Origin of the sequence: Lactobacillus hamsteri DSM 5661 = JCM 6256, assembly GCF_000615445.1 — a bacterium.
GTDB classification, from domain to species: Bacteria; Bacillota; Bacilli; order Lactobacillales; family Lactobacillaceae; genus Lactobacillus; species Lactobacillus hamsteri.
In genome coordinates this window covers 1-21,155 of record NZ_BALY01000003.1, presented here as the reverse complement: position 1 = coordinate 21,155, position 21,155 = coordinate 1, and the positions used below count along the sequence as shown (strand labels likewise).

Here is a 21,155-nt window from a genome sequence, read left to right as displayed (position 1 = left end):
TGTAAGAAAGTGGTCTTTTTTTACCTCTTAGAATGAAAAAATTACCACTTAGTTAAATTAGCTAGTTTTTGTGAAAAGAACCTGTTTTAATACTTATTAAGCTGATGAAAGGGGGAGGAAACTTGAAAGTTAAATTGGAAATAAATCCTGATTGCAAGGAAACAGAAGTCACAATTTCTGCAGCTAAGATGGATGCTGAAATCGAAAAGCTATATAAAATGCTTCAGGATGGTGAGAAAAATTTAAGTCAAATTGAAGGATTTAAAGATAATGTTTCTTACTATTTGAATTTAAGTGAAATCCTCTTTTTTGAAACCGATAGCAAGGTGGTAATGGCTCATACTGCCAAAAATGCTTATCAAGTGAAATATAAACTGTATGAATTAGAAGATATTTTGGGCAGCAATTTTATGCGTGTGGCTAAGTCCACAATTCTTAATTTGGATCAAATTCATGCTATCACAAGATCAATTTCAAATTGTCAAATTCAATTTCAAGATTCTTATAAGACAGTTTACGTTTCAAGACATTATTATCGCGATTTACGCAATCGTTTAGATGAAAGAAGGCAATTATCATGAAAAACAGATTTTGGCGATCCTTTTGGGGGATTTTCTTTTTAGCTGCGGCTGCATTAGTAGTTGTCAATCAAATGGGAATTTTAACTTATAAACTTGGCTTTTGGGCAATTATAGGAACGATTATTTTTGCTTTAAGTTTAATTGATGGGCTTATTAATCGTCGGATTACGGAAAGTGTATTCTCCGTTGCATTTTTATTAATGATTTTTGCTCAACCGCTTCATATTACTAAGTTGGTTCCGTGGACAATTTTACTTGCGGCTGTTCTTATTTCAATTGGATTGGGGATTATATTTCGCAATCGATTTCATACGGTTGTGTATGCAAATAAGAAAATTAAAGACTTTAGGAACAAAAGAGAAAGTATTTCGGATCATATCTTTACTGATACAGTAAGCAACGAAAATGGTGCGCATGTTGTTATTGATCAAACTATGTCAGATACCTCTCGTTATATTCATTCTAAAGAACTTGAAACTATTGATGTAAGAGGAAAAATGGGCGATATCAATATTTATTTAGATGATGCACAAGCTGCTGGTGATACCGTAGTAATGAATTTAGATGTCACAATGACGGATCTAAATGTTTATGTGCCTCTGTCTTGGCAAGTTGAAAGTAATTTAGGCCCAACTTTTGGTAGCTTAGAAATTGAAGGAACTTCAAATGGTGGTGGCCCAACTTTGATTATTCAAGGCCGTGCCAGCATGAGTGATGTTGATGTTAAATATGTTTAAGGAAAGTAAAGTTGTATTAGCACAACTTTACTTTTTCATTCTGGAAGAAATAGGATTAAAATAAAGACATAATTATTTTTAGATATAGAAAGAGCCAAACTGTATGATCGATAAAAAAGTTAAATTAAGTTTGATGTATGAATTAGAAAATTTACATCATGTTGTTGTTCAAGCTTCTGATGTAGGTTCTAAATATGTTTATGCTTTGCAGCTTTTGCATAAGCAAACAGATACTGTTGTTTATAGAACAGATGGCAGCAGCAAGCATGCTGTTTTTGATGAAAATGATCCTATTGTTTATTTAACTGGCATGGCCGGCGGTCACACGCAAACTTGGACTTATTCAGGTGAAAAAGATCGTTGGTTTATCGGCACTAAGCCTAAAAAGCATGGCAGCATTCTTTGGGATACGCAAATTGCCAGAATTAAGTTACCAGAAAGCGGAACTTTGCAATACGACAGCAACACTGAAATGCCACGTTTATCTTACTTAAATCGTGCAGGTTATGGTTACGGCGACGGCAGTGTCGCTTACCCAGGCAAGGACTTGGAACGTTTAGAAGCTGCTGTTTCACCTGCATATCAACGTTTGCTAATTGCAAGTATTGATGTAAATCATATTGGTCACTTTGCTCTTTATGATTTAAATGAAGTTAACGAAGCACTTGATGCGGCAGAAGCCGATGCTTCAGATGTAAATATTCAAAATTTGCATTGTTTAGGTGCATTTAATATTCCTAACTTTAATCAAACTATTCCTTCAATTCAGGGTTATGACATTGATAAAAACAACAATGTTTATGTTTCTTGTCAGTTAGGACCTACTACTAATTTCTTAGGTCTTGCTAAAGAAGGCCATCCACGTCAGATTGTCAAAATCCCATGGGGATGCACTGATCCTGACAAGTGGGAAGTTGCAAATTTGGATCACGATCATACAGTTGATTCATTAGGCTATGTAACTGAATTCGAAAGTGTTCAAGTTATTAATCCTAACCAAATTTACTTAACAGTTGCTTACCATTCTAAGAGTGATTTAACTACATTAAAGAATCGTGTTTACAAAGTAGAAGGCTTTGGCGATTAATTTGAAGATGAAAAAAGCTAGTTCATACAGTGAACTAGCTTTTGTGTTTCATGCGGTTGTTAAATTTTTGATTAATTTTACTGGGAAAGTATAGTGCATTTGCTTCAATGGCTTATTAGGATTATCAATTCTTGTTAAAAGCAAGTTAACCAATAATTCTGCCATTTCAGAGATTGGCTGAGCAATTGTAGAAAGCTCAGAATGATAAGTTTGAATTTCTTTAGTCCCGTCAAAGCCAATAACTTTTAAATCATTGGGAATATCAATCCCTAATTTCTTGGCTTCTTGCATAACTAAAATTGCAGTTAAATCATCGGTACAAACAACACCATCAGGATGATCTTCTTCAAGCATTTTATGAATAGTCATATTTTTAAGAAGTGGTGAATCAGTGAAAGCAACAGAACAAATATGAGGTTCAGAGTTTAAAGACTTGATAGTATCAACATATGCCTTTAAGCGTTCATCAGTTGGATTGCCTTTTTTCTTTTTATTTCCTAAAAAGTAAATATTTTTGCAGCCGGCTTGAATTAAATCATGGACAGCTAATTGAATCCCTTGGTAATTATCGCAACTTACAATAGGAATATTATCAGACAATCTGCGATCGAAAGAAACAATTGGAAGACCTAATTGTTTGTATTCTTGAATTCCTAAGTTATGAGCACCAGCGATAATCCCATCAACCTGATTGGCTAAAAGCATGCGGATATATTCGCGCTCTTTTTCCTTATCTTTTCCAGCATTGCAAATAATAATTTTGTAGCCTTGTTTAAAAAGGCAAGCTTCGATATCTTCAATTAATTCTGCAAATAGGGGATTGGTAATACTAGGAAAAATTACGCCAATCAACTTCATCTTTTTCCCTTGAAGAGAACGAGCTAATGAATTTGGTTGATAGTTTAATTCTTTCATTGCCGCAAAAACTTTTTGCTTGGTAGTTTCACTAAGGTAACCGTGATTATTAATTACGCGCGAAACGGTAGTTACAGAAACGCCAGCTTTTTTAGCAACGTCAGTTAATTTAACAGCCATACTTTCCCTCTTTATTATTTTTATAAAATGGTGTCCATCTTCCAGAATTTACCATTGTAATCTATATCTTTATCAAAACTAATCTTTTGGTGACTTGGATCAGCGAAAAATCTGCCAGTCAATACGTGTTCACCATCATTAACGAAAATTTCTGCTAATGAGTGGTCAATAAAAATATTTAAACGAAGTTTGCTGTTTTTAGCAAGAGAAACAGTTCTTTGTTCGCCATGATCAATAGCTACTTTCTTGCCGCTCTTAGAACGATCTAAAGTAAGGGTGCCGTTTTGAGTATCAAAGGCAATGCGCAAACTTTGACTCAAGTCATCGTTAGCTGCCAAATGTAAATTGCCAATTTGATCTGCAGCAATTTCAAGTTCTAATTCGTATTGATTGCCACTGTTTTCCTTAATTAATTGTGAAGTAATCTTTTCTTCGTCATGACGAAGAGACTTAATTGCTTCAACAGGCTTTTGGAGTAATTTACCATCTTTAATTTCAAGTTCCTTAACTTGACTTAAACAATTTGCCCAGCCTTCATCATCAGTAGGGTAAGTAGTATCTGGAAGACCTACCCAGCTGATTTCATAAGCTTTGCCATCTGGTGCGTTGAATGCTTGAGTGGCATAAACATCAAATCCTTCATCAAGATTATGAAGAGTTGAAGGATTGATAACCTTATGATTTTCAAAATCGACTTCGTCCCCAATTACGTACATATTTGGATAAATATCATCGTAGTCAGCAACTGATTTATCTAATCCTTGTGGGCAAAAGATAATGACAGAGTGTCCATTAACATTTACTAAGTTAGGACATTCAATCATGTAGCCCATATCTTGATCTGAGAACTTAAGAAAACCTAATTCTTGCCAATCTTTTAAATCTTCAGATTTCCAAACATCGATGTGACCGTGTTTATTTTCCTCATCTTGGGCACCTAAAATAGCGTAGTAAATTCCGTCTTTTTCAATAATTTGCGGATCACGGAAATGTTCAGTAATGTGGTCAGGATTTTTAAATAAAATGGTCTTATCACTAACTTTGCCATCTTTATCCATCCAAGCACCAATTTGATATGGTGTACGAACCCAGTTTTCATCACGATGATTGCCAGTGTACATTAAGAATAATTTGCCATTGATTTCTTTGGCACTACCAGAATAGGCACCATGAGAATCAGCCTTGCAATCAGGTTGAACTGCTAATCCTAAGTTTTGCCAGTGAACTAAATCTTTGGATTTGAAATGTACCCAAGACTTAAGTCCGTGAACAGCACCAAATGGATATGATTGATAGAAAACATGATATTCCCCATTAAAGTAAGAAAAACCATTTGGATCATTAATCAAACCAGAAATAGGGCGTAAGTGATAATGCATTTGATATTTAGAATTGGCTGCCTGTGCTTGTAAATGCAATAAGGTTTCTGCAGACCAATCCTTATAAGGTAAGTATCTTTTTTCTCGTGTCCATTCCATAATATAGCCTCCATGTAAGCGTTATCTATTTTCTTTATTCTAATGAATTATGATAAGTATGTCAAACGATTAACATATTATCAAGAACTGATATACAAGCAATAAAAACGAATTATTAAAAATATTACAAGAAAAAATATGTTAATCGATTGACATATTTTTAGAATACGCTATCATAGTTATTGAGAAATGAAGTTAAGCGTTTACAACAAATGCTTAGAGGGAGGATACGTATGGACCATAGAAAAGTGGCTGAACGAGTAATCAAAGCAGTTGGTCGCGATAACATTATCGCCGGTGCGCACTGTGCTACTCGTTTACGTCTTGTGTTAAAGGATGATTCAAAAGTTGACCAAAAAGCTTTAGATAATGATCCTGATGTAAAGGGAACATTTAAGACCAATGGTCAATATCAAGTTATTATTGGACCTGGGGATGTTAATGATGTTTACGATGAATTTATTAACATCACTGGTTTGAAAGAATTATCAACTGATGATTTAAAGAAAGTTGCAGCTGAAGGACAAAAGAAGAATCCTGTGATGGACTTCATTAAACTTTTGTCTGATATCTTTGTTCCAATCATTCCAGCCTTAGTTGCTGGTGGTTTGCTTATGGCTTTGAACAACTTCTTGACTTCACCTGGACTTTTCGGTGCTAAGTCAGTTGTTCAAATGGCTCCAAATATTGCTGGACTTTCTAGCATGATTCAAATCATGTCAGCAGCTCCATTTATCTTTATGCCAATTCTTGTTGGTATGTCCGCAGCTAAGCGATTTGGTGCTAACCAATTCTTAGGTGCAGCTGTTGGTATGATTATGACCACGCCAAACTTAGGTGGCGCAGCTAAATTCTGGGATTTATGGGGTTGGAATGTTGCTCAAACAAATTACCAATACCAAGTTATTCCTGTTTTAGTTGCTGTTTGGGTTCTTTCAATTCTTGAAAAGAAATTCCATAAATGGTTGCCATCTGCAGTTGACTTTACATTTACGCCTCTTCTTTCACTTATGATTACAGGTTTCCTTACTTACACGATTATCGGTCCTGTATTCAAAGGGGTATCAGATGCAATTACTGCTGCTATTGTATGGCTTTACAACACAACAGGCGCATTTGGTATGGGTATCTTTGGTTTGACTTACTCAGCAATTGTTACAACAGGTCTTCACCAAAGCTTCCCAGCTGTTGAAACACAATTGTTGGCACAATTTGCTCAAAGTCATGGTGCAAGTTCTGGTGACTTTATCTTCGTTACTGCATGTATGGCTAACGTAGCTCAAGGTGCTGCAACTTTCGCAGTTTACTTCTTAACTAAGAACAAAAAGATGAAGGGTCTTTCTTCATCGGCTGGTGTTTCAGCACTTCTTGGTATTACTGAACCTGCACTTTTCGGTGTTAACTTGAAATACAAATTCCCATTCTTCTGTGCTTTGATCGGTTCAGGTGTTGCCGCAGCATTTGCAGGACTTATGCATGTTACTGCCGCAGCTTTGGGTTCAGCAGGTTTCCTTGGATTCCTTTCAATTTATCCAAAGACTATTCCTATGTGGATTGTTTCTGTAATAATCAGTTTCGTAGTTGCCTTTGTCTTAACTTATGTTTACGGTAAAGGTCACTTGAAGGAAGAAGTTGCTAGTCAAGATGTTCCAGTTAACGATGCAACTACTCAAGCTGAAAATAATCAAAGAGCTGAACAAGTTTCAAAAGAACAATTAAGCTTGCACGATGAAGTTATTGCTTCACCAGTTGATGGTCAACCTGAAAGCTTAACTAAGGTTAATGACCAAGTATTTTCAGCAAAATTAATGGGTGATGGTGCAGCTGTTATTCCTAGCGATGGCACAATCTACTCACCAGTAACTGGTACAGTTACAATTGCTTATGAAACTAAGCACGCTTATGGTATTAAGTCAGATGAAGGTGCAGAAGTTTTAATTCACATCGGTCTTGATACTGTTAACTTGAAAGGTGAACACTTCGAAAGCTTTGTAAAACAAGGCCAAAGAGTTAACAAGGGCGACAAGCTTGGCACAGTTGATCTTGATGCTGTTAAGAAGGCTGGTTACGATACAACTGTGATGGTTGTGATTACCAATACTGCAAACTACGCAAATGTATCACGTATTAGTGATGCTGGTGACAAGCACGGTGACAAGTTAATTGCCGTAACAGCTCACGAATAAACTTATTCTTCTCTAGACAAAAATCAAAACAAATTAAGAAATTAGCACTTTTTATAAAAGAGTGCTAATTTTTTCTTGCATTTTTTTACAAAACAAGTTATTATCATATTTGTAAGTTAGCACTTAAGAAATACGAGTGCTAATTATTAATAATGATTATAAATTTTTAAAAGAAAATAATTAATAGGAGGGACAAACGTGTTAGAACCAATCGGTGATCGCGTGATCGTAAAAGTTAAAGAAGAAGAAGAAAAGACTGTTGGAGGTATCGTCCTTGCTTCCAATGCTAAAGAAAAGCCAACTGAAGGTGAAGTTGTTGCAGTAGGTAATGGTGCTTACGCAGATAACGGTGAAAAGTTGCCTATGACTGTTAAGAAAGGCGACGTAGTTTTATACGATAAGTACTCTGGCACTAATGTTAAATATGAAGGTGAAAAGTACTTAGTCCTTCGTGAAAAAGACATTTTAGCAATCGTTAAGTAATAAACTTAAAGACATAAATAAAAATAAATTTGAAATAAGGAGCATAGATAATCTATGGCTAAAGATATTAAATTTTCAGAAAACGCAAGACGTTCACTTTTAAAGGGTGTTGATAAGTTAGCTGATACTGTTAAGACTACTATTGGTCCTAAGGGTAGAAACGTTGTTTTGGAACAAACTTACGGTAACCCAGACATCACTAACGATGGTGTTACTATTGCTAAGTCAATCGAATTGAAGGATCACTTCGAAAACTTGGGTGCTAAGTTAGTTGCTGAAGCTGCACAAAAGACTAACGATATTGCTGGTGACGGTACTACTACTGCAACTGTTTTGACTCAAGCTATCGTTCGTGAAGGTATGAAGAACGTTACTGCTGGTGCTAACCCAGTTGGTATTCGTCGCGGTATTGAAAAGGCTACTAAGGCAGCTGTTGATGAACTTCACAAGATTAGCCACAACGTATCTTCAAAGGATCAAATTGCTCAAGTAGCTGCAGTTTCATCAGCTTCTAAAGAAGTTGGTGACTTAATCGCTGATGCTATGGAAAAGGTTGGCAACGATGGTGTTATTACTATTGAAGATTCACGTGGTATTAACACTGAATTGTCAGTAGTTGAAGGTATGCAATTCGATCGTGGTTACTTGTCACAATACATGGTAACTGATAACGACAAGATGGAAGCAGATCTTGATAACCCATACATCTTGATCACTGACAAGAAGATTTCAAACATTCAAGACATTTTGCCTTTATTGCAAGAAATCGTTCAACAAGGTAAGGCTTTGCTTATTATTGCTGACGATGTTTCAGGTGAAGCTCTTCCAACTCTTGTATTGAACAAGATTCGTGGTACTTTCAACGTTGTAGCTGTTAAGGCTCCTGGTTTTGGTGATCGTCGTAAGGCTCAACTTCAAGATATTGCTGCTTTGACTGGTGGTACAGTTATTACTGATGACTTAGGCCTTGAACTTAAGGACACTAAGATTGATCAATTAGGTCAAGCTCGTCGTATCACTGTAACTAAGGATTCAACAACTATTGTTGATGGTGCAGGTTCTAAGGATGCTATCCAAGAACGTGAAGATTCAATCAGAAAGCAAATTGAAGAAACTACTTCAGACTTCGATAAGAAGAAGTTGCAAGAACGTCTTGCTAAGCTTACTGGTGGTGTAGCTGTTATCCACGTTGGTGCTGCTACTGAAACTGAACTTAAGGAACGTCGTTACAGAATTGAAGATGCTTTGAACTCAACTCGTGCCGCTGTTGACGAAGGTTACGTTGCTGGTGGTGGTACAGCTCTTGTTAATGTTGAAAAGGCAGTTAAGGAAATCAAGGGTGAAACTCCTGATGAACAAACTGGTATCAATATTGTTTTAAGAGCTTTGAGTGCACCTGTTCGTCAAATTGCTGAAAATGCTGGTAAAGATGGCTCAGTAATTTTGGACAAGCTTGAACACCAAGAAAACGAAATTGGTTACAACGCAGCTATCGATGAATGGGAAAACATGGTTGATGCTGGTATTATTGACCCAACTAAGGTAACTCGTACAGCACTTCAAAATGCTGCTTCAATTGCCGCTCTTCTTCTTACTACTGAAGCTGTTGTTGCAGATATTCCTGAAGACAAGCCACAAGCTCCTGCAAATCCAGCAGGTGCCCCAGGTATGGGAATGTAATTTAACTAAATTAGTTAATAATATTGAATTTTATAGATATACTTAAAAAGAAAAAAGGCCGCGTTGCGGTCTTTTTTCTTTTGTTTGATTCTTTGTCGTATAATAGTTATCAGTTATTAAAAGATTTTAAGAAAGAGGAGTTCATTTGGCTAATACAAGCACTACTCCAATGATGGAGCAATATTATGAAATTAAAAAGCAATATCCTGACGCCTTTCTTTTTTATCGTGTCGGAGACTTTTATGAACTTTTTGAAGAGGATGCGGTTAAGGGAGCCCAAATCCTCGAATTGACTTTAACGCACCGTTCTAATAAAACTAAAAATCCAATTCCTATGGCAGGCGTGCCACACATGGCAGTTGATAATTATGTAAATACTTTAGTTGAAAAAGGATATAAAGTTGCCCTTTGTGAACAACTTGAAGATCCTAAAAAAGCTAAAGGAATGGTTAAGCGAGGCATTATTCAACTAGTAACGCCAGGTACTATGATGGCCGAAGGACCAAATGAAGCTAAGGAATCTAATTATCTTACTTCAGTAGTTACCACTAAATCAGGTTTCGGTCTAGCTTACAGCGACTTGTCGACTGGGGAAGTTTATGCGACGCACTTAAAGGATTTTGCGTCAGTTTCTAATGAGTTATTGTCTCTTCGAACTCGCGAAGTTGTTTATGATGGGACTTTGACAGAGGATAATAAGGATTTTTTGCATAAGGCAAATATTACTGTTTCAACGCCAACTCCTCTCGAAGGTGAGCATGCGGAAATTTCTTACGTTGAACAGAATTTGCATAATCAGGCTGAAAAATTAGCTGCAGAACAATTAGTCAGCTATTTGTTAACAACTCAAAAGCGTAGCTTAGCTCACTTGCAGATTGCTAAAAGCTACGAAGTTAACCAATATTTGCAGATGTCCCATGTTGTGCAAAATAATTTGGAATTGATCTCGTCTGCTAAAACTGGCAAAAAGATGGGTTCGCTATTTTGGGTAATTGATAAAACTCATACAGCAATGGGAGCACGACTTTTAAAGCAATGGCTATCAAGACCATTATTGTCAGTTGATCAAATTAACCATCGTCAAGAGATGGTGCAAGCACTTCTTGATGGTTACTTTACGCGTGAAAATGTTGTTGATGCTTTGAAAGGTGTTTATGACTTGGAGCGTTTAACCGGACGAATTGCGTTTGGAAATGTTAATGCCCGTGAATTATTGCAACTTTCACGTTCACTTCACGCTGTTCCGGTTATTTTGGATGCTTTAGAACAATCTGACAGTGATGTTTTAAAAGATTTTGCTGCTAAAATTGATCCGCTTCAAGGAGTTGCGGAATTGATTTCAACAACGATTGTTAAAGATCCGCCAGTTTTGACTACTGAAGGTGGCTTAATTCGTGAAGGCGTAGACGCTCAGCTTGATCGATATCGTGATGCCATGGATAATGGTAAGCAATGGCTTGCTCAAATGGAAGCCGAAGAACGTCAAAAAACTGGAATCGATAATTTAAAGGTTGGTTACAATAAAGTCTTCGGTTACTATATTCAAGTTTCTAACGGAAATAAAAAGAAGGTTCCGCTTGATCGCTATACGCGCAAGCAGACTTTAACCAATTCAGAGCGTTACATTACTCCTGAACTTAAAGAGCATGAAAACTTGATTATGGAGGCTCAAACTCGTTCTACTGATTTAGAATACGATATTTTTGTCAAACTTCGTGAAGAAACTAAAAAGTATATTCCTGCCTTGCAAAAACTTGGCAATCAATTAGCTGAACTCGATGTTTATACAGGTTTTGCGACAGTAGCTGAACAAAATAATTATTGTCGTCCAGTCTTTCACACAGATAATCAAGACATTAATGTAATTGACGGACGCCATCCAGTTGTGGAAAAAGTAATGACAGCAGGATCTTATATTCCAAATAATGTTGAGATGGGTGAAGATACTGATGTTTACTTAATTACTGGACCTAACATGTCAGGTAAAAGTACTTATATGCGCCAAATGGCTTTAATTGCTATTATGGCTCAAGTAGGCTGTTTTGTTCCTGCGGATAGTGCTGAATTGCCAGTATTTGACCAAATTTTCACGAGAATTGGAGCTGCTGATGACCTTATTTCTGGTCAAAGTACGTTTATGGTTGAAATGAGTGAAGCTAATGAAGCTTTGCAGTATGCGACTAAACGTAGTTTGGTTTTATTCGATGAAATTGGCCGTGGTACGGCAACATATGACGGAATGGCTCTTGCAGGAGCAATTGTAAAATACTTGCATGATAAAGTAGGAGCCAAAACTTTATTTGCGACTCACTATCATGAATTAACCGATATGGATAAAACTTTGAACCATTTAAAGAATATCCATGTTGGGGCTACGGAAGAAAATGGCAAATTGATTTTCTTGCATAAGATTTTAGCGGGACCAGCTGATCAAAGTTATGGTATTCACGTTGCCCAACTTGCAGGTTTGCCAAATAAAGTTTTACGTGAGGCAACTAAATTATTGAAGCGTCTTGAAGCGCAAGGCGCTAGCGAGCTTGGACCGGCAACTGAACAACTTGATTTATTTGCTAAAGTTCCGAATGAACCAACCGAAGACAAGGCGGAACCGAAAGCAGAAATGTCCGATGCAGATAAAGAAATTTTGGATCAAATTTCTAATTTATATCTAGCTGATAAAACTCCGCTTCAAGTTATGCAATTAGTTGCCAACTGGCAAGATGATTTAAAGGATGACGATAAGTAATCATGGCAAAAATTCATGAACTATCTGAAAATTTAACTAATCAAATTGCAGCTGGGGAAGTTATTGAACGTCCAGCAAGTGTAGTAAAAGAATTAGTTGAAAATTCAATTGATGCAGGTGCGACTAGAATTCGAATTGATGTTGTTGATGCAGGATTAAAGCAGATTGTTGTTCAAGATAACGGCTCTGGAATCGAGCGTGATCAAGTCGATTTAGCTTTTACGCGTCATGCGACTAGCAAAATTAACAATGAACGTGATTTGTTCAATGTTTCGACTTTAGGATTTCGTGGAGAAGCTTTAGCATCCATTTCAGCGGTAGCTCATGTAGAAATTTTGACAAGCGTTGAAGGTAAGATTGGAACAAGAGCTGACTTTAGCGGAGGTAGTAAAAAAGGACAAGAAGATGCAGCAGCCCGTAAGGGCACGCAGATTACAGTTAAAGACTTATTCTTTAACACGCCGGCTCGATTAAAGTATTTGCGCAGTCCGCGTACAGAAATGATGAAAATTGTGGATATCGTTAATCGAATTGCTTTAGGTTATCCACAAATTGCAATTACTTTATCAAATACAGGAAAGGTTTTGTTAAGAACGCCTGGCAATGGCAAGTTGCAACAGACAGTCGCTAATGTTTATGGTCGTCATATTGCTGAAAAAATGATGTCTTTTGAAAAAGAAGATAGTGATTTTAAGGTTAGTGGTTTTTTGTCCAAACCAGAATTGACTAGATCAACGCGAAATTATATATCGATTTTGTTAAATGGTCGGTATATTCGCAACTTTAAATTAGCAACAGCAATTATGGATGGTTATGGTTCTAAGCTTACAGCGCGTCATTATCCAATTGCGATTGTAGCAATTCATGTTGATCCCTTGCTTGTTGATGTAAATGTTCACCCAACTAAGCAAGAAGTTCGGCTGTCTAAAGAAAAAGAATTAAGTCGCTTGATTACGAGTGCAATTAGTGATGCTTTGCTTGATAATGTTGAACAAACAAGTGCTTTTGAAAATTTAACAACAAATCGCAAAGATAGTTTGGTTGATCAATTAAAGTTCAATTTGAATCGAGATGTTGTTAATACTAAAAGAGAAAAAGACGAAGTTCCGGAAGTTCATGAAGAAGATAACGTAACTGCACTAACTGCAACTAAAAAAAGCAAAGAGATCGGTGAACAAAAACATGAACCTATTAAAAAGTCTGTTCATAAATATATTGATTTAAATAAACCGCAAGAAAATGATAAATATGTTATTACGCCAACTTGGCAAGAAAATGTAGAAAAACAGACTCAATTAACACCATTTAATACGGAAAAATCTAGTTCAGAAGTTATTTCTTCCGGGGATGAAACTTTAGCCAATAATTTGCCAGCTTTAAAGTACGTTGGGCAAATGTCGGCCTACATTATTGCAGAAAATGATGGTGATCTTTTCTTAGTAGATCAGGTTGCAGCAAGAAGACGACTGGCTTTTGAAAAAATTCGCAAAGCAATGAATGCGAAAAAAATTGTTCAACAAGGCTTGCTTACGCCAATTGTTCTTGAATTTGGAAATTTGGATTTTTTGCAAATTAAAAATAAGCTTGATGAAATTAAAAATATTGGCATATATTTAGAAGATTTTGGTCAAGATAGTTTTATTGTGCGGTCATATCCTACATGGATAAACGGTGATATTGAAGAATCATTACGCAGGATTTTAGATAGCTATTTAAATTTGGATCATAGCAAAAATACTAATCTATTTGCACGAATTGCAGCTGGTCAAGCTAAGAAAGAAATTAGTGGGCGCATCAAAATTTCTGCAGCTGAATGTATAGAGATTTTAAATAATTTAAGACAAACTGCTGATCCGTATCATGATGCTGACGGACGGCTAGTTTTAGTTCGAATGAGTCAAAATGAATTGCGAAAAATGTTTAAGAAAGATGAATAATTATGTACGAATTTTTTGAAGGAATTATTGCTGAAGTAACTCCTAGCTATATTGTCGTAAATGTAAATGGAGTAGGCTATAAGGTCTACAGTCCTACACCTTTTGCTTATAAAGAGGGACAAAAAGCAAAAGTTTATATTGAACAAAATTTTAGTGACAATAACGGCTTTACTTTATATGGTTTCCAAAGTCAAAATGCTAAAGGCTTATTCTTAAAGCTTCTTAGTGTTAGTGGAATTGGACCTAAATCGGCGCTTGCTATTATGGCTGCTGAAGATAGCAATTCTCTTGCTGAAGCCATTGAACAAGGTGAAGTAAAATATTTAACACGCTTTCCAGGAGTGGGGAAAAAGACTGCTTCTCAAATTGTCCTTGATTTAAAAGGAAAGTTAGGCGCCTATGTTGGCCGCTTGGATCGTCAGGATACTCTTGAGCAAGACGCTTCTGTTACTCCTGAACTTCATGATGCTTTACTTGCCTTACTTGCCCTTGGCTATACGCAAAAAGAAGTCGATCGCATTACGCCTAAGCTTGAAAAAGAAGATGCGGAAACAGCCGATCAATATATTAAAAAGGGCTTAGGACTCTTGCTTAAGAAATAGAGTTGATCTGGTATAATTGAAGATAGTTTTTATTATCAAAGTAAGGAAGTGAAAATGGTGGTAGAAAAGGAAGATTCTGTTACTTCAGGTGAAGTTGAAGGTACAGATGAAGAACAAGTTGAATTGTCGCTTCGTCCACAATCTTTAGATCAATATTTAGGCCAAAAGCGTGTGAAAAAGGAAATGGCTGTATACATTAAAGCAGCTAAACAACGTGATGAGGCCTTAGACCATGTTCTTTTGTATGGTCCTCCTGGTTTAGGTAAAACTACGCTTGCTTTTGTAATTGCCAATGAACTCGGGGTTAATTTGAAGAGTACGAGTGGACCAGCAATTGAAAAGGCTGGAGACTTAGTTGCCCTTCTTTCAGATCTTGATCCGGGGGATGTTCTTTTTATTGATGAAATTCACCGTTTGCCAAAGCCAATTGAAGAAGTTCTTTATTCTGCGATGGAAGACTTTTACGTGGATATTGTGATTGGCGAAGGTGAAACAACGCATGCTGTTCATGTTCCTTTGCCTCCATTTACTTTAATTGGAGCTACGACTTTAGCAGGACAGCTTTCTGCCCCGCTTCGTGATCGTTTTGGTATTGTTGAACACATGCAATACTATACAATTGATGAACTTGAACAAATTATTGAACGCTCAAGCGAAGTTTTCCATACTGCAATTGCGCCAGAAGCTGCAATTGAGTTAGCTCGTCGTTCAAGAGGTACGCCACGTGTTGCTAATAGATTATTGAAGCGTGTGCGTGATTTTGCGGAAGTAAAAGGTGAGGATATGATTTCCCTTGAAACAACAACGCATGCTTTAAAGCAATTGCAAGTTGATGATGAAGGCCTTGATCAAACCGACCGTAAAATTTTAAGAACAATGATTGAAAGCTATGGCGGAGGTCCTGTTGGAATTAGAACTTTAGCTGCTAACGTTGGTGAAGATATGGAAACTATCGAAGCTTTATATGAGCCGTATCTTTTGCAACATGGATTTATTCTTTTAACTCCGCGAGGAAGAGTGGCGACTGAAAAAGCATATTTGCAATTAGGTCTTCCAATTCCTAACGAAGATTAATGTAAAATGGTTTAGCTTTCTGTATAATTAAAGTATTGTATTAATTTTAGAATATTATGAGGTGGAAATTTTGAATACTGTATTTTTAGCAAATGCCCCTGCAGCAGGTGGTAACAACTTTATGATGCTTGGTTTGTTTGTTGTTTTAATTGCCATTACCTATTTTGGTATGATTCGTCCACAAAAGAAGCAACAACAAAAGAGAATGGAAATGATGAATCAATTAAAGAAGGGTGACCGCGTTGTTTTAGTTGATGGTTTGCACGCTAAGATTGATTCAATCAATGATAAGGACAAGACTGTTGTTGTTGATGCTGATGGTATTTACTTAACTTTCAGCAGAATGGCTGTTCGTCAAATTGTTCCTTCAACTCCAGCAAGTGCAGAACCAGCAAAGCCAGCTGAAGCACAAGTACAAGCTACTGAAGCTTCTCAACCAACTAAGCCTGTTGAAGCTGAAAAAGCTGCAGAAAATGATGAAGTAAATAAATAATTCATCTATAAATAGAAAGCGTCACATAGACGCTTTTTGTTTTGATCAAAAATATCTTGTTGTAAAATAGAAATGATGTAAATTTTAGTTTCAGGAGGGCCTCATGATGAAAAACATTCCCGTTGTCATGATAATTTTTGGTGGTAGTGGCGATCTAGCGCATAGAAAATTATATCCAGCTTTGTTTAATCTTTATGAACAAGGTTTAATTCACGATAATTTTGCAGTAATTGGAACTGCACGTCGCCCATGGTCACATGAATATTTGCGTGGCCAAGTTAGTGATGCAATTCATGAGACGCATGATGAAGTAGATGAAAATGATGTAAAAGATTTTGCCAGTCACTTTTATTATCAATCTCATGATGTCACTAATGTTGAACACTATGTAACCTTGAAGGAATTAGCGCAAGATTTGGATGATCGTTATTGTGCTCAAGGCAATCGTTTATTCTACATGGCAATGGCACCAAGATTCTTTGGCACAATTGCTACCCACATTAATGATCAGCATTTAACAGGTTCAGGCTTTAACCGTATCGTAGTTGAAAAACCATTTGGTCGTGATTTGGCGTCTGCCGAAGAATTAAATAAGCAAATTACTGCTTCTTTTAAAGAAGATGAAATTTTTAGAATTGACCATTATTTAGGTAAAGAAATGGTTCAAAATATTTTGCCACTTCGCTTTACTAATCCATTAATTAAAAATATTTGGAATAGTGACAATATTAAAAATATTCAGGTTACTTTGGCTGAACGTTTAGGTGTTGAAGCTCGTGGTGGTTACTACGAAACTTCAGGTGCTTTGCGTGATATGGTTCAAAATCACATTTTCCAAATTATTACTTTGCTTGCAATGCCTGAACCGGAAAATATTTCTGCGGATAATATTCATAAAGCAAAACAAGAATTGCTTGATAGTTTGATTATTCCGGATGCTGAAGAGATTAAAAAGCATTTTGTTCGCGGTCAATATGCCGGTAGTGACACCACCTTTGCATATAAACAAGAACCTAATGTTGATGAAAATTCAACAACTGAAACTTTTGCTGCAGGTGAAGTTAAATTTACTAAGGGACCAATTGCTGGCGTTCCAATTTACTTCAGAACTGGTAAGGAATTTAAAGAAAAGAAAAATAGAATTGATATTGTTTTAAAGCATATTAATAATCCTTATGGCCGAGCACATTCCAACAATATTACGATTGAAATCGATCCTAAGAGTGAAATTTATATTACTATCAATGGCAAGCGAATTAGTGAACCAGGTATTCGCCGTGAAAATCTAGAATATACTTTTTCAAAAGAAGAATTATCTCAAGTGCCTGATGGTTATGAAAGACTTCTTCACGATGTGTTTGTAAATGATTCAACTAACTTTACTCACTGGAGCGAATTAAAACGCTATTGGGAATATATTGACGCTATTGAAGATGCCTGGAAACAAGAAAATGAATCCGGTAATGTTGATATTCCGCAATATTTGCCATACCGCATGGGACCTAAGGAAGCAAACCATATTTTTGAAAGTGCTACTGAACACTGGATTTATGAATAATAGCGATAATTTATTGCCTAAAAACGACATCCATCGCCGGATTATACATCTGGATATGGATGCTTTTTACGCTTCTGTTGAAATGCGAGATCATCCTGAATATAGAAAAAAGGCGTTAGTAATTGCTCATGATCCGCGGGAACATAATGGGCACGGCGTGATTACGACTGCTAATTATGTAGCGAGAAAATATGGCGTGGGTAGTGCGATGCCAGCAATTAAGGCTGTTCAAAAAGTACCAGCTGATAAATTGGTGTTTTTACCGCCTGATTTTGAAAAATATCGAAGCGTTTCTGCTCAAGTTCATGAAATTATGCATGAAGTGACAGATAAAATTCAATCAGTTTCACTAGATGAAGCTTATTTGGATGTTACTCAAAATAAACTGGGTGATTATTCGACAATTCAGCTAGGCAATTATATGCAGCAAAAAATTTATAAAGAAACGGGATTAACTTGTTCTTATGGTGCAAGTTACAATAAATTTTTGGCAAAAATGGGTTCGGAATATGCTAAACCGTTTGGAAAAACGTTGATTTTGCCGGAAGAAGCCAAGGATTTTTTGGCAAGACAAGATATCAGCAAGTTTCATGGTGTTGGTAAAAAGACGCAGCTTATTTTGCGGGAATTAGGGATCAATACTGGAGCAGATTTACAAGCTAAAAGCGTAAAATATTTAATTGATCACTTTAAAAAGATGGGCTATGTAATGGCAATGCATTCGCGCGGGATTGACTTAAGTCCTGTGGAATGGCAACGTCAACGCAAATCAATTGGCAAGGAGAGAACTTTTGAACCTAGCGTCTTTGAAGAGCAAAAAGCTTTAACTTTGCTTAGAGGATATAGTAGCGATATTGCCAATATTTTAATGACGCAAAATGTAAAGACTAAGTGTATTGTATTGAAAATTCGCGATACAGATTTTTATACTGTTACTCGTCGGCGCATGTTAAAAAGTTCAACGCGGGATGCTCATGAAATTTATCAAGAGGCTAAGGATTTATTTGAAGAATTACCAGAATTTCTTGAAAAGGGAATTCGGTTGCTTGGCGTATCCGTAACTAGTTTAGAGCAAGAAAAGTATCAAGAAACTAATCTTTTTTCAACCTTGGAATAGAGGTTTTAACATCATTTTTCTGGTAAACTATATGATAAACAAGAAGGAGAACATATATGACTAAAAATACTTTTGATGAAATTTTTGAAAAGATTAAAGAATATCCAACTATTATCTTGCACCGTCATACAAGTCCAGATCCAGATGCCATTGGATCTCAAGCAGGACTTTCACGTGCATTAAAAGCTAAGTTCCCAGACAAGAAGATTTTGTGTGCTGGTGAAAATGATGAAGGCGATTTGGCTTGGATCAACACTATGGATGAAGTTAGCGTTGATGATTACAAAGGTGCTTTGGTAATTACCACTGATACTGCTAATACGCCAAGAATCTCCAACAAAAACTATGATAAAGGTGATTTATTAATTAAGATTGATCACCACCCAGATGTAGATCCATATGCTGATATGAGCTACGTTGATCCAGAAGCTCCAGCTGCTTCACAAATTATTGTTGATTTCTTGAATGCAGAAAACTTGCCAATTACAAAGGATGTTGCCTACCCACTTTACGCAGGAATTGTTGGTGATACTGGTCGTTTTATGTATCCAGAAACTACTGCTCATACTTTCGAAGTTGTTAAGCAATTAGCAGAAACTGGCATTAACATTTCAGAAATTGCTAGAAATATTAGTGATGTTACTTTCGCTCAAGCTAAGCTTCAAGCAGCTGTTCTTGATTACATGACTGTTGATCCTTGTGGCGCAGCTTATGCTGTTTTGACTCAAAAAGATTTGAAGGATTTAGGCATTACTGATGATCAAGCTTCAGTAACTGTTTCAACTCCAGGCCGTATTAAGGATATTAAGGCTTGGAACGTCTTTGTTGAAAAGCCAGATGGCACTTACCGCGTTCATTACCGTTCAAAGGGTCCGGTTATTAATCATTTGGCTGAAAAGCATGATGGTGGTGGTCACGCACTTGCTTCAGGTGCTAATGCCAAGGATATGGATGAAGTAAAACAAATTTTTGCCGAAGTTGTTGATGTAACAAAGAAATACAATGAAGAACATGAATAATACTTTTACTGATTCAAGAATTAGACCCGAACTTCAAGAAGGTCTAAAAAAGATTCATTTTACTGAACCAACTAAGGTTCAAGAAAAGGTTATTCCTGCTATGCTTTCTAAGGTAAATGTTGTTGTTCAAGCAGCAACTGGTTCAGGAAAAACTCACTCTTACTTGGTTCCGGTATTTAATGATATTGACGAAAATTCTAATTATGTACAAGCAATTATCACGGCTCCAAGTCGTGAACTTGCTGATCAACTTTATCAGGTTGCTAAAAGCTTGCGTAAAGCTTCTGGCTTAAATATTTCAATTGAACATTTGGCCGGTGGTACTGATCGTGAACGTCAATTAGAAAAAATTCAAAATAAAAAACCCCAATTAATCATTGCCACTCCAGGACGCCTTCTTGATTTTGTAGAAAAGAAAGTTTTCCCCGTTGATCTTGTAAAAGACTTTATTATCGATGAAGCCGATATGACTTTGGATATGGGCTTTTTGGCTGATATTGATAAAGTTGCGGCTAAGCTTCCAAAGGATGTTTTATTTGCAGCATTTTCTGCTACGATTCCTGTAAAGCTTTCTAACTTCTTGCGCAAGTATATGGCTCATCCTGATGAAATCGTTATTGATAATCCGGCAATTATTGCGCCAACTATCAAAAATGATTTGTTGGATGTGGGTTCAAAAGACAAGAAAAATGTTTTGTACAAGTTGCTTACTATGGGACAACCATATTTGGCTTTGGTGTTTGCCAATACTAAGCAAAAAGTCGATGAATTAACTCATTTCTTGCAAGATCAAGGCTTAAAGGTAGCTAAAATTCACGGTGGTATTACTGAACGTGAAAGAAAGAGAACCTTGCGTCAAGTTGAACAAGGTCAGTATCAATATGTAGTAGCTAGCGATTTGGCTGCACGTGGGTTGGATATTGATGGCGTTAGTTTGGTAATTAATTACGAAGTTCCGCGTGATTTGGAATTTGTAATTCACCGTATTGGCCGTACTGGCCGTAATGGTTTGTCAGGTCATGCAATTACTTTGATTCGTGAAGAAGAAATGAACCGTATTGAAGAACTTGAAAAAATGGGTGTTCATTTTGACTTTGTTGAAATCAAAAATGGCGAGTTAGTACCTCGTAAGCATTACCGCAGTCGTGATAATCGCCAAGCTAAAGGCCGCAAGCTTGATACAAAAATCGTCGGTTACGTTAAAAAAGAAAAACGCAAGCGCAAGCCTGGCTATAAAAAGAAGATTAAGCGAGCAATTCAAGAAGACAACCGTCAAAAACGCAAAATTGAACAGCGTCATGAAATTCGCAGGGCTAAACGTCAACGCAAACGCCGTCGTGAG

General features: G+C 36.6%; 17 protein-coding genes. 15 read left to right on the top strand and 2 right to left on the bottom strand.

The features are described 5' to 3' along the window. Positions 1-122 precede the first annotated feature (122 nt). The 3 genes from JCM6256_RS01205 to JCM6256_RS01195 all read left to right on the top strand — a co-directional run bounded on the left by JCM6256_RS01205 (position 123) and on the right by JCM6256_RS01195 (position 2,405). Positions 123-581, top strand: coding sequence for a LytTR family DNA-binding domain-containing protein (locus JCM6256_RS01205; protein WP_025080025.1), 459 nt, complete (start codon positions 123-125; stop codon positions 579-581). Then, positions 578-1,318 carry a LiaF transmembrane domain-containing protein gene (locus tag JCM6256_RS01200; RefSeq protein ID WP_025080024.1) on the top strand — a complete coding sequence of 247 codons (741 nt, stop codon included), beginning with the start codon at positions 578-580 and terminating at the stop codon, positions 1,316-1,318. The genes JCM6256_RS01205 and JCM6256_RS01200 overlap by 4 nt, the downstream gene beginning before the upstream one ends. A 103-nt stretch (positions 1,319-1,421) precedes the next feature. Further along, a complete protein-coding gene (locus tag JCM6256_RS01195) occupies positions 1,422-2,405 on the top strand; it encodes a class III bacteriocin (RefSeq protein ID WP_025080023.1) in 984 nt (327 codons plus the stop codon). A 48-nt stretch (positions 2,406-2,453) separates the two neighbouring features. On the opposite strand, the gene JCM6256_RS01190 is transcribed toward JCM6256_RS01195, so the two are convergent. Next, a complete protein-coding gene (locus JCM6256_RS01190; protein ID WP_025080022.1) occupies positions 2,454-3,440 on the bottom strand; it encodes a LacI family DNA-binding transcriptional regulator in 987 nt (328 codons plus the stop codon). A 20-nt stretch (positions 3,441-3,460) separates the two neighbouring features. Then, positions 3,461-4,918: a sucrose-6-phosphate hydrolase gene (locus JCM6256_RS01185; protein ID WP_025080021.1), complete on the bottom strand. Its 1,458-nt coding sequence runs from the start codon at positions 4,916-4,918 to the stop codon at positions 3,461-3,463. Positions 4,919-5,151: 233 nt separating this feature from the next. Here JCM6256_RS01185 and JCM6256_RS01180 point away from each other — a divergent pair, with 233 nt between their 5' ends. The 12 genes from JCM6256_RS01180 to JCM6256_RS01125 all read left to right on the top strand — a co-directional run. Beyond that, positions 5,152-7,104: a sucrose-specific PTS transporter subunit IIBC gene (locus tag JCM6256_RS01180; RefSeq protein ID WP_025080020.1), complete on the top strand. Its 1,953-nt coding sequence runs from the start codon at positions 5,152-5,154 to the stop codon at positions 7,102-7,104. A gap of 198 nt (positions 7,105-7,302) precedes the next feature. After that, entirely contained in the window at positions 7,303-7,587 is a 285-nt protein-coding gene (gene groES / locus JCM6256_RS01175) for a co-chaperone GroES (RefSeq protein WP_025080019.1), read from the top strand. Between the two features lie 54 nt (positions 7,588-7,641). Next, positions 7,642-9,267, top strand: a complete 1,626-nt coding sequence (gene groL / locus JCM6256_RS01170; protein ID WP_025080018.1) for a chaperonin GroEL — start codon at positions 7,642-7,644, stop codon at positions 9,265-9,267. A gap of 169 nt (positions 9,268-9,436) precedes the next feature. Next, positions 9,437-12,013 carry a DNA mismatch repair protein MutS gene (gene mutS / locus JCM6256_RS01165; protein WP_155833138.1) on the top strand — a complete coding sequence of 859 codons (2,577 nt, stop codon included), beginning with the start codon at positions 9,437-9,439 and terminating at the stop codon, positions 12,011-12,013. Between the two features lie 2 nt (positions 12,014-12,015). Continuing rightward, positions 12,016-13,950 (top strand): DNA mismatch repair endonuclease MutL, encoded by a 1,935-nt coding sequence (gene mutL, locus JCM6256_RS01160; protein ID WP_025080016.1) that lies wholly within the window; start codon positions 12,016-12,018, stop codon positions 13,948-13,950. 2 nt (positions 13,951-13,952) lie between these two features. Beyond that, positions 13,953-14,552 (top strand): Holliday junction branch migration protein RuvA, encoded by a 600-nt coding sequence (ruvA, locus tag JCM6256_RS01155; RefSeq protein ID WP_025080015.1) that lies wholly within the window; start codon positions 13,953-13,955, stop codon positions 14,550-14,552. A 54-nt stretch (positions 14,553-14,606) separates the two neighbouring features. Continuing rightward, positions 14,607-15,626: a Holliday junction branch migration DNA helicase RuvB gene (gene ruvB / locus JCM6256_RS01150; RefSeq protein ID WP_155833137.1), complete on the top strand. Its 1,020-nt coding sequence runs from the start codon at positions 14,607-14,609 to the stop codon at positions 15,624-15,626. A 70-nt stretch (positions 15,627-15,696) separates the two neighbouring features. Then, positions 15,697-16,119, top strand: coding sequence for a preprotein translocase subunit YajC (gene yajC / locus JCM6256_RS01145; protein ID WP_025080013.1), 423 nt, complete (start codon positions 15,697-15,699; stop codon positions 16,117-16,119). A gap of 106 nt (positions 16,120-16,225) precedes the next feature. Continuing rightward, positions 16,226-17,677 carry a glucose-6-phosphate dehydrogenase gene (gene zwf / locus JCM6256_RS01140; protein WP_025080012.1) on the top strand — a complete coding sequence of 484 codons (1,452 nt, stop codon included), beginning with the start codon at positions 16,226-16,228 and terminating at the stop codon, positions 17,675-17,677. Beyond that, positions 17,670-18,794: a DNA polymerase IV gene (dinB, locus tag JCM6256_RS01135; RefSeq protein WP_025080011.1), complete on the top strand. Its 1,125-nt coding sequence runs from the start codon at positions 17,670-17,672 to the stop codon at positions 18,792-18,794. The genes zwf and dinB overlap by 8 nt, the downstream gene beginning before the upstream one ends. Before the next feature lie 56 nt (positions 18,795-18,850). Then, positions 18,851-19,813 carry a DHH family phosphoesterase gene (locus JCM6256_RS01130; protein ID WP_025080010.1) on the top strand — a complete coding sequence of 321 codons (963 nt, stop codon included), beginning with the start codon at positions 18,851-18,853 and terminating at the stop codon, positions 19,811-19,813. Continuing rightward, positions 19,806-21,155 (top strand): DEAD/DEAH box helicase (locus JCM6256_RS01125; RefSeq protein WP_025080009.1); only part of this gene is annotated, 1,350 nt, incomplete at its 3' end. The genes JCM6256_RS01130 and JCM6256_RS01125, both read left to right, overlap by 8 nt.

Bases quoted from the DNA above. Each gene is read 5' to 3' on its own strand.
- JCM6256_RS01190 (WP_025080022.1), bottom strand. From the start codon at position 3,440: ATGGCTGTTAAATTAACTGACGTTGCTAAAAAAGCTGGCGTTTCTGTA.
- JCM6256_RS01200 (WP_025080024.1), top strand. From the start codon at position 578: ATGAAAAACAGATTTTGGCGATCCTTTTGGGGGATTTTCTTTTTAGCT.
- JCM6256_RS01195 (WP_025080023.1), top strand. From the start codon at position 1,422: ATGATCGATAAAAAAGTTAAATTAAGTTTGATGTATGAATTAGAAAAT.
- JCM6256_RS01180 (WP_025080020.1), top strand. From the start codon at position 5,152: ATGGACCATAGAAAAGTGGCTGAACGAGTAATCAAAGCAGTTGGTCGC.
- ruvB (WP_155833137.1), top strand. From the start codon at position 14,607: ATGGTGGTAGAAAAGGAAGATTCTGTTACTTCAGGTGAAGTTGAAGGT.
- JCM6256_RS01185 (WP_025080021.1), bottom strand. From the start codon at position 4,918: ATGGAATGGACACGAGAAAAAAGATACTTACCTTATAAGGATTGGTCT.
- ruvA (WP_025080015.1), top strand. From the start codon at position 13,953: ATGTACGAATTTTTTGAAGGAATTATTGCTGAAGTAACTCCTAGCTAT.
- JCM6256_RS01130 (WP_025080010.1), top strand. From the start codon at position 18,851: ATGACTAAAAATACTTTTGATGAAATTTTTGAAAAGATTAAAGAATAT.
- groL (WP_025080018.1), top strand. From the start codon at position 7,642: ATGGCTAAAGATATTAAATTTTCAGAAAACGCAAGACGTTCACTTTTA.
- mutS (WP_155833138.1), top strand. From the start codon at position 9,437: ATGATGGAGCAATATTATGAAATTAAAAAGCAATATCCTGACGCCTTT.
- dinB (WP_025080011.1), top strand. From the start codon at position 17,670: ATGAATAATAGCGATAATTTATTGCCTAAAAACGACATCCATCGCCGG.
- zwf (WP_025080012.1), top strand. From the start codon at position 16,226: ATGAAAAACATTCCCGTTGTCATGATAATTTTTGGTGGTAGTGGCGAT.
- mutL (WP_025080016.1), top strand. From the start codon at position 12,016: ATGGCAAAAATTCATGAACTATCTGAAAATTTAACTAATCAAATTGCA.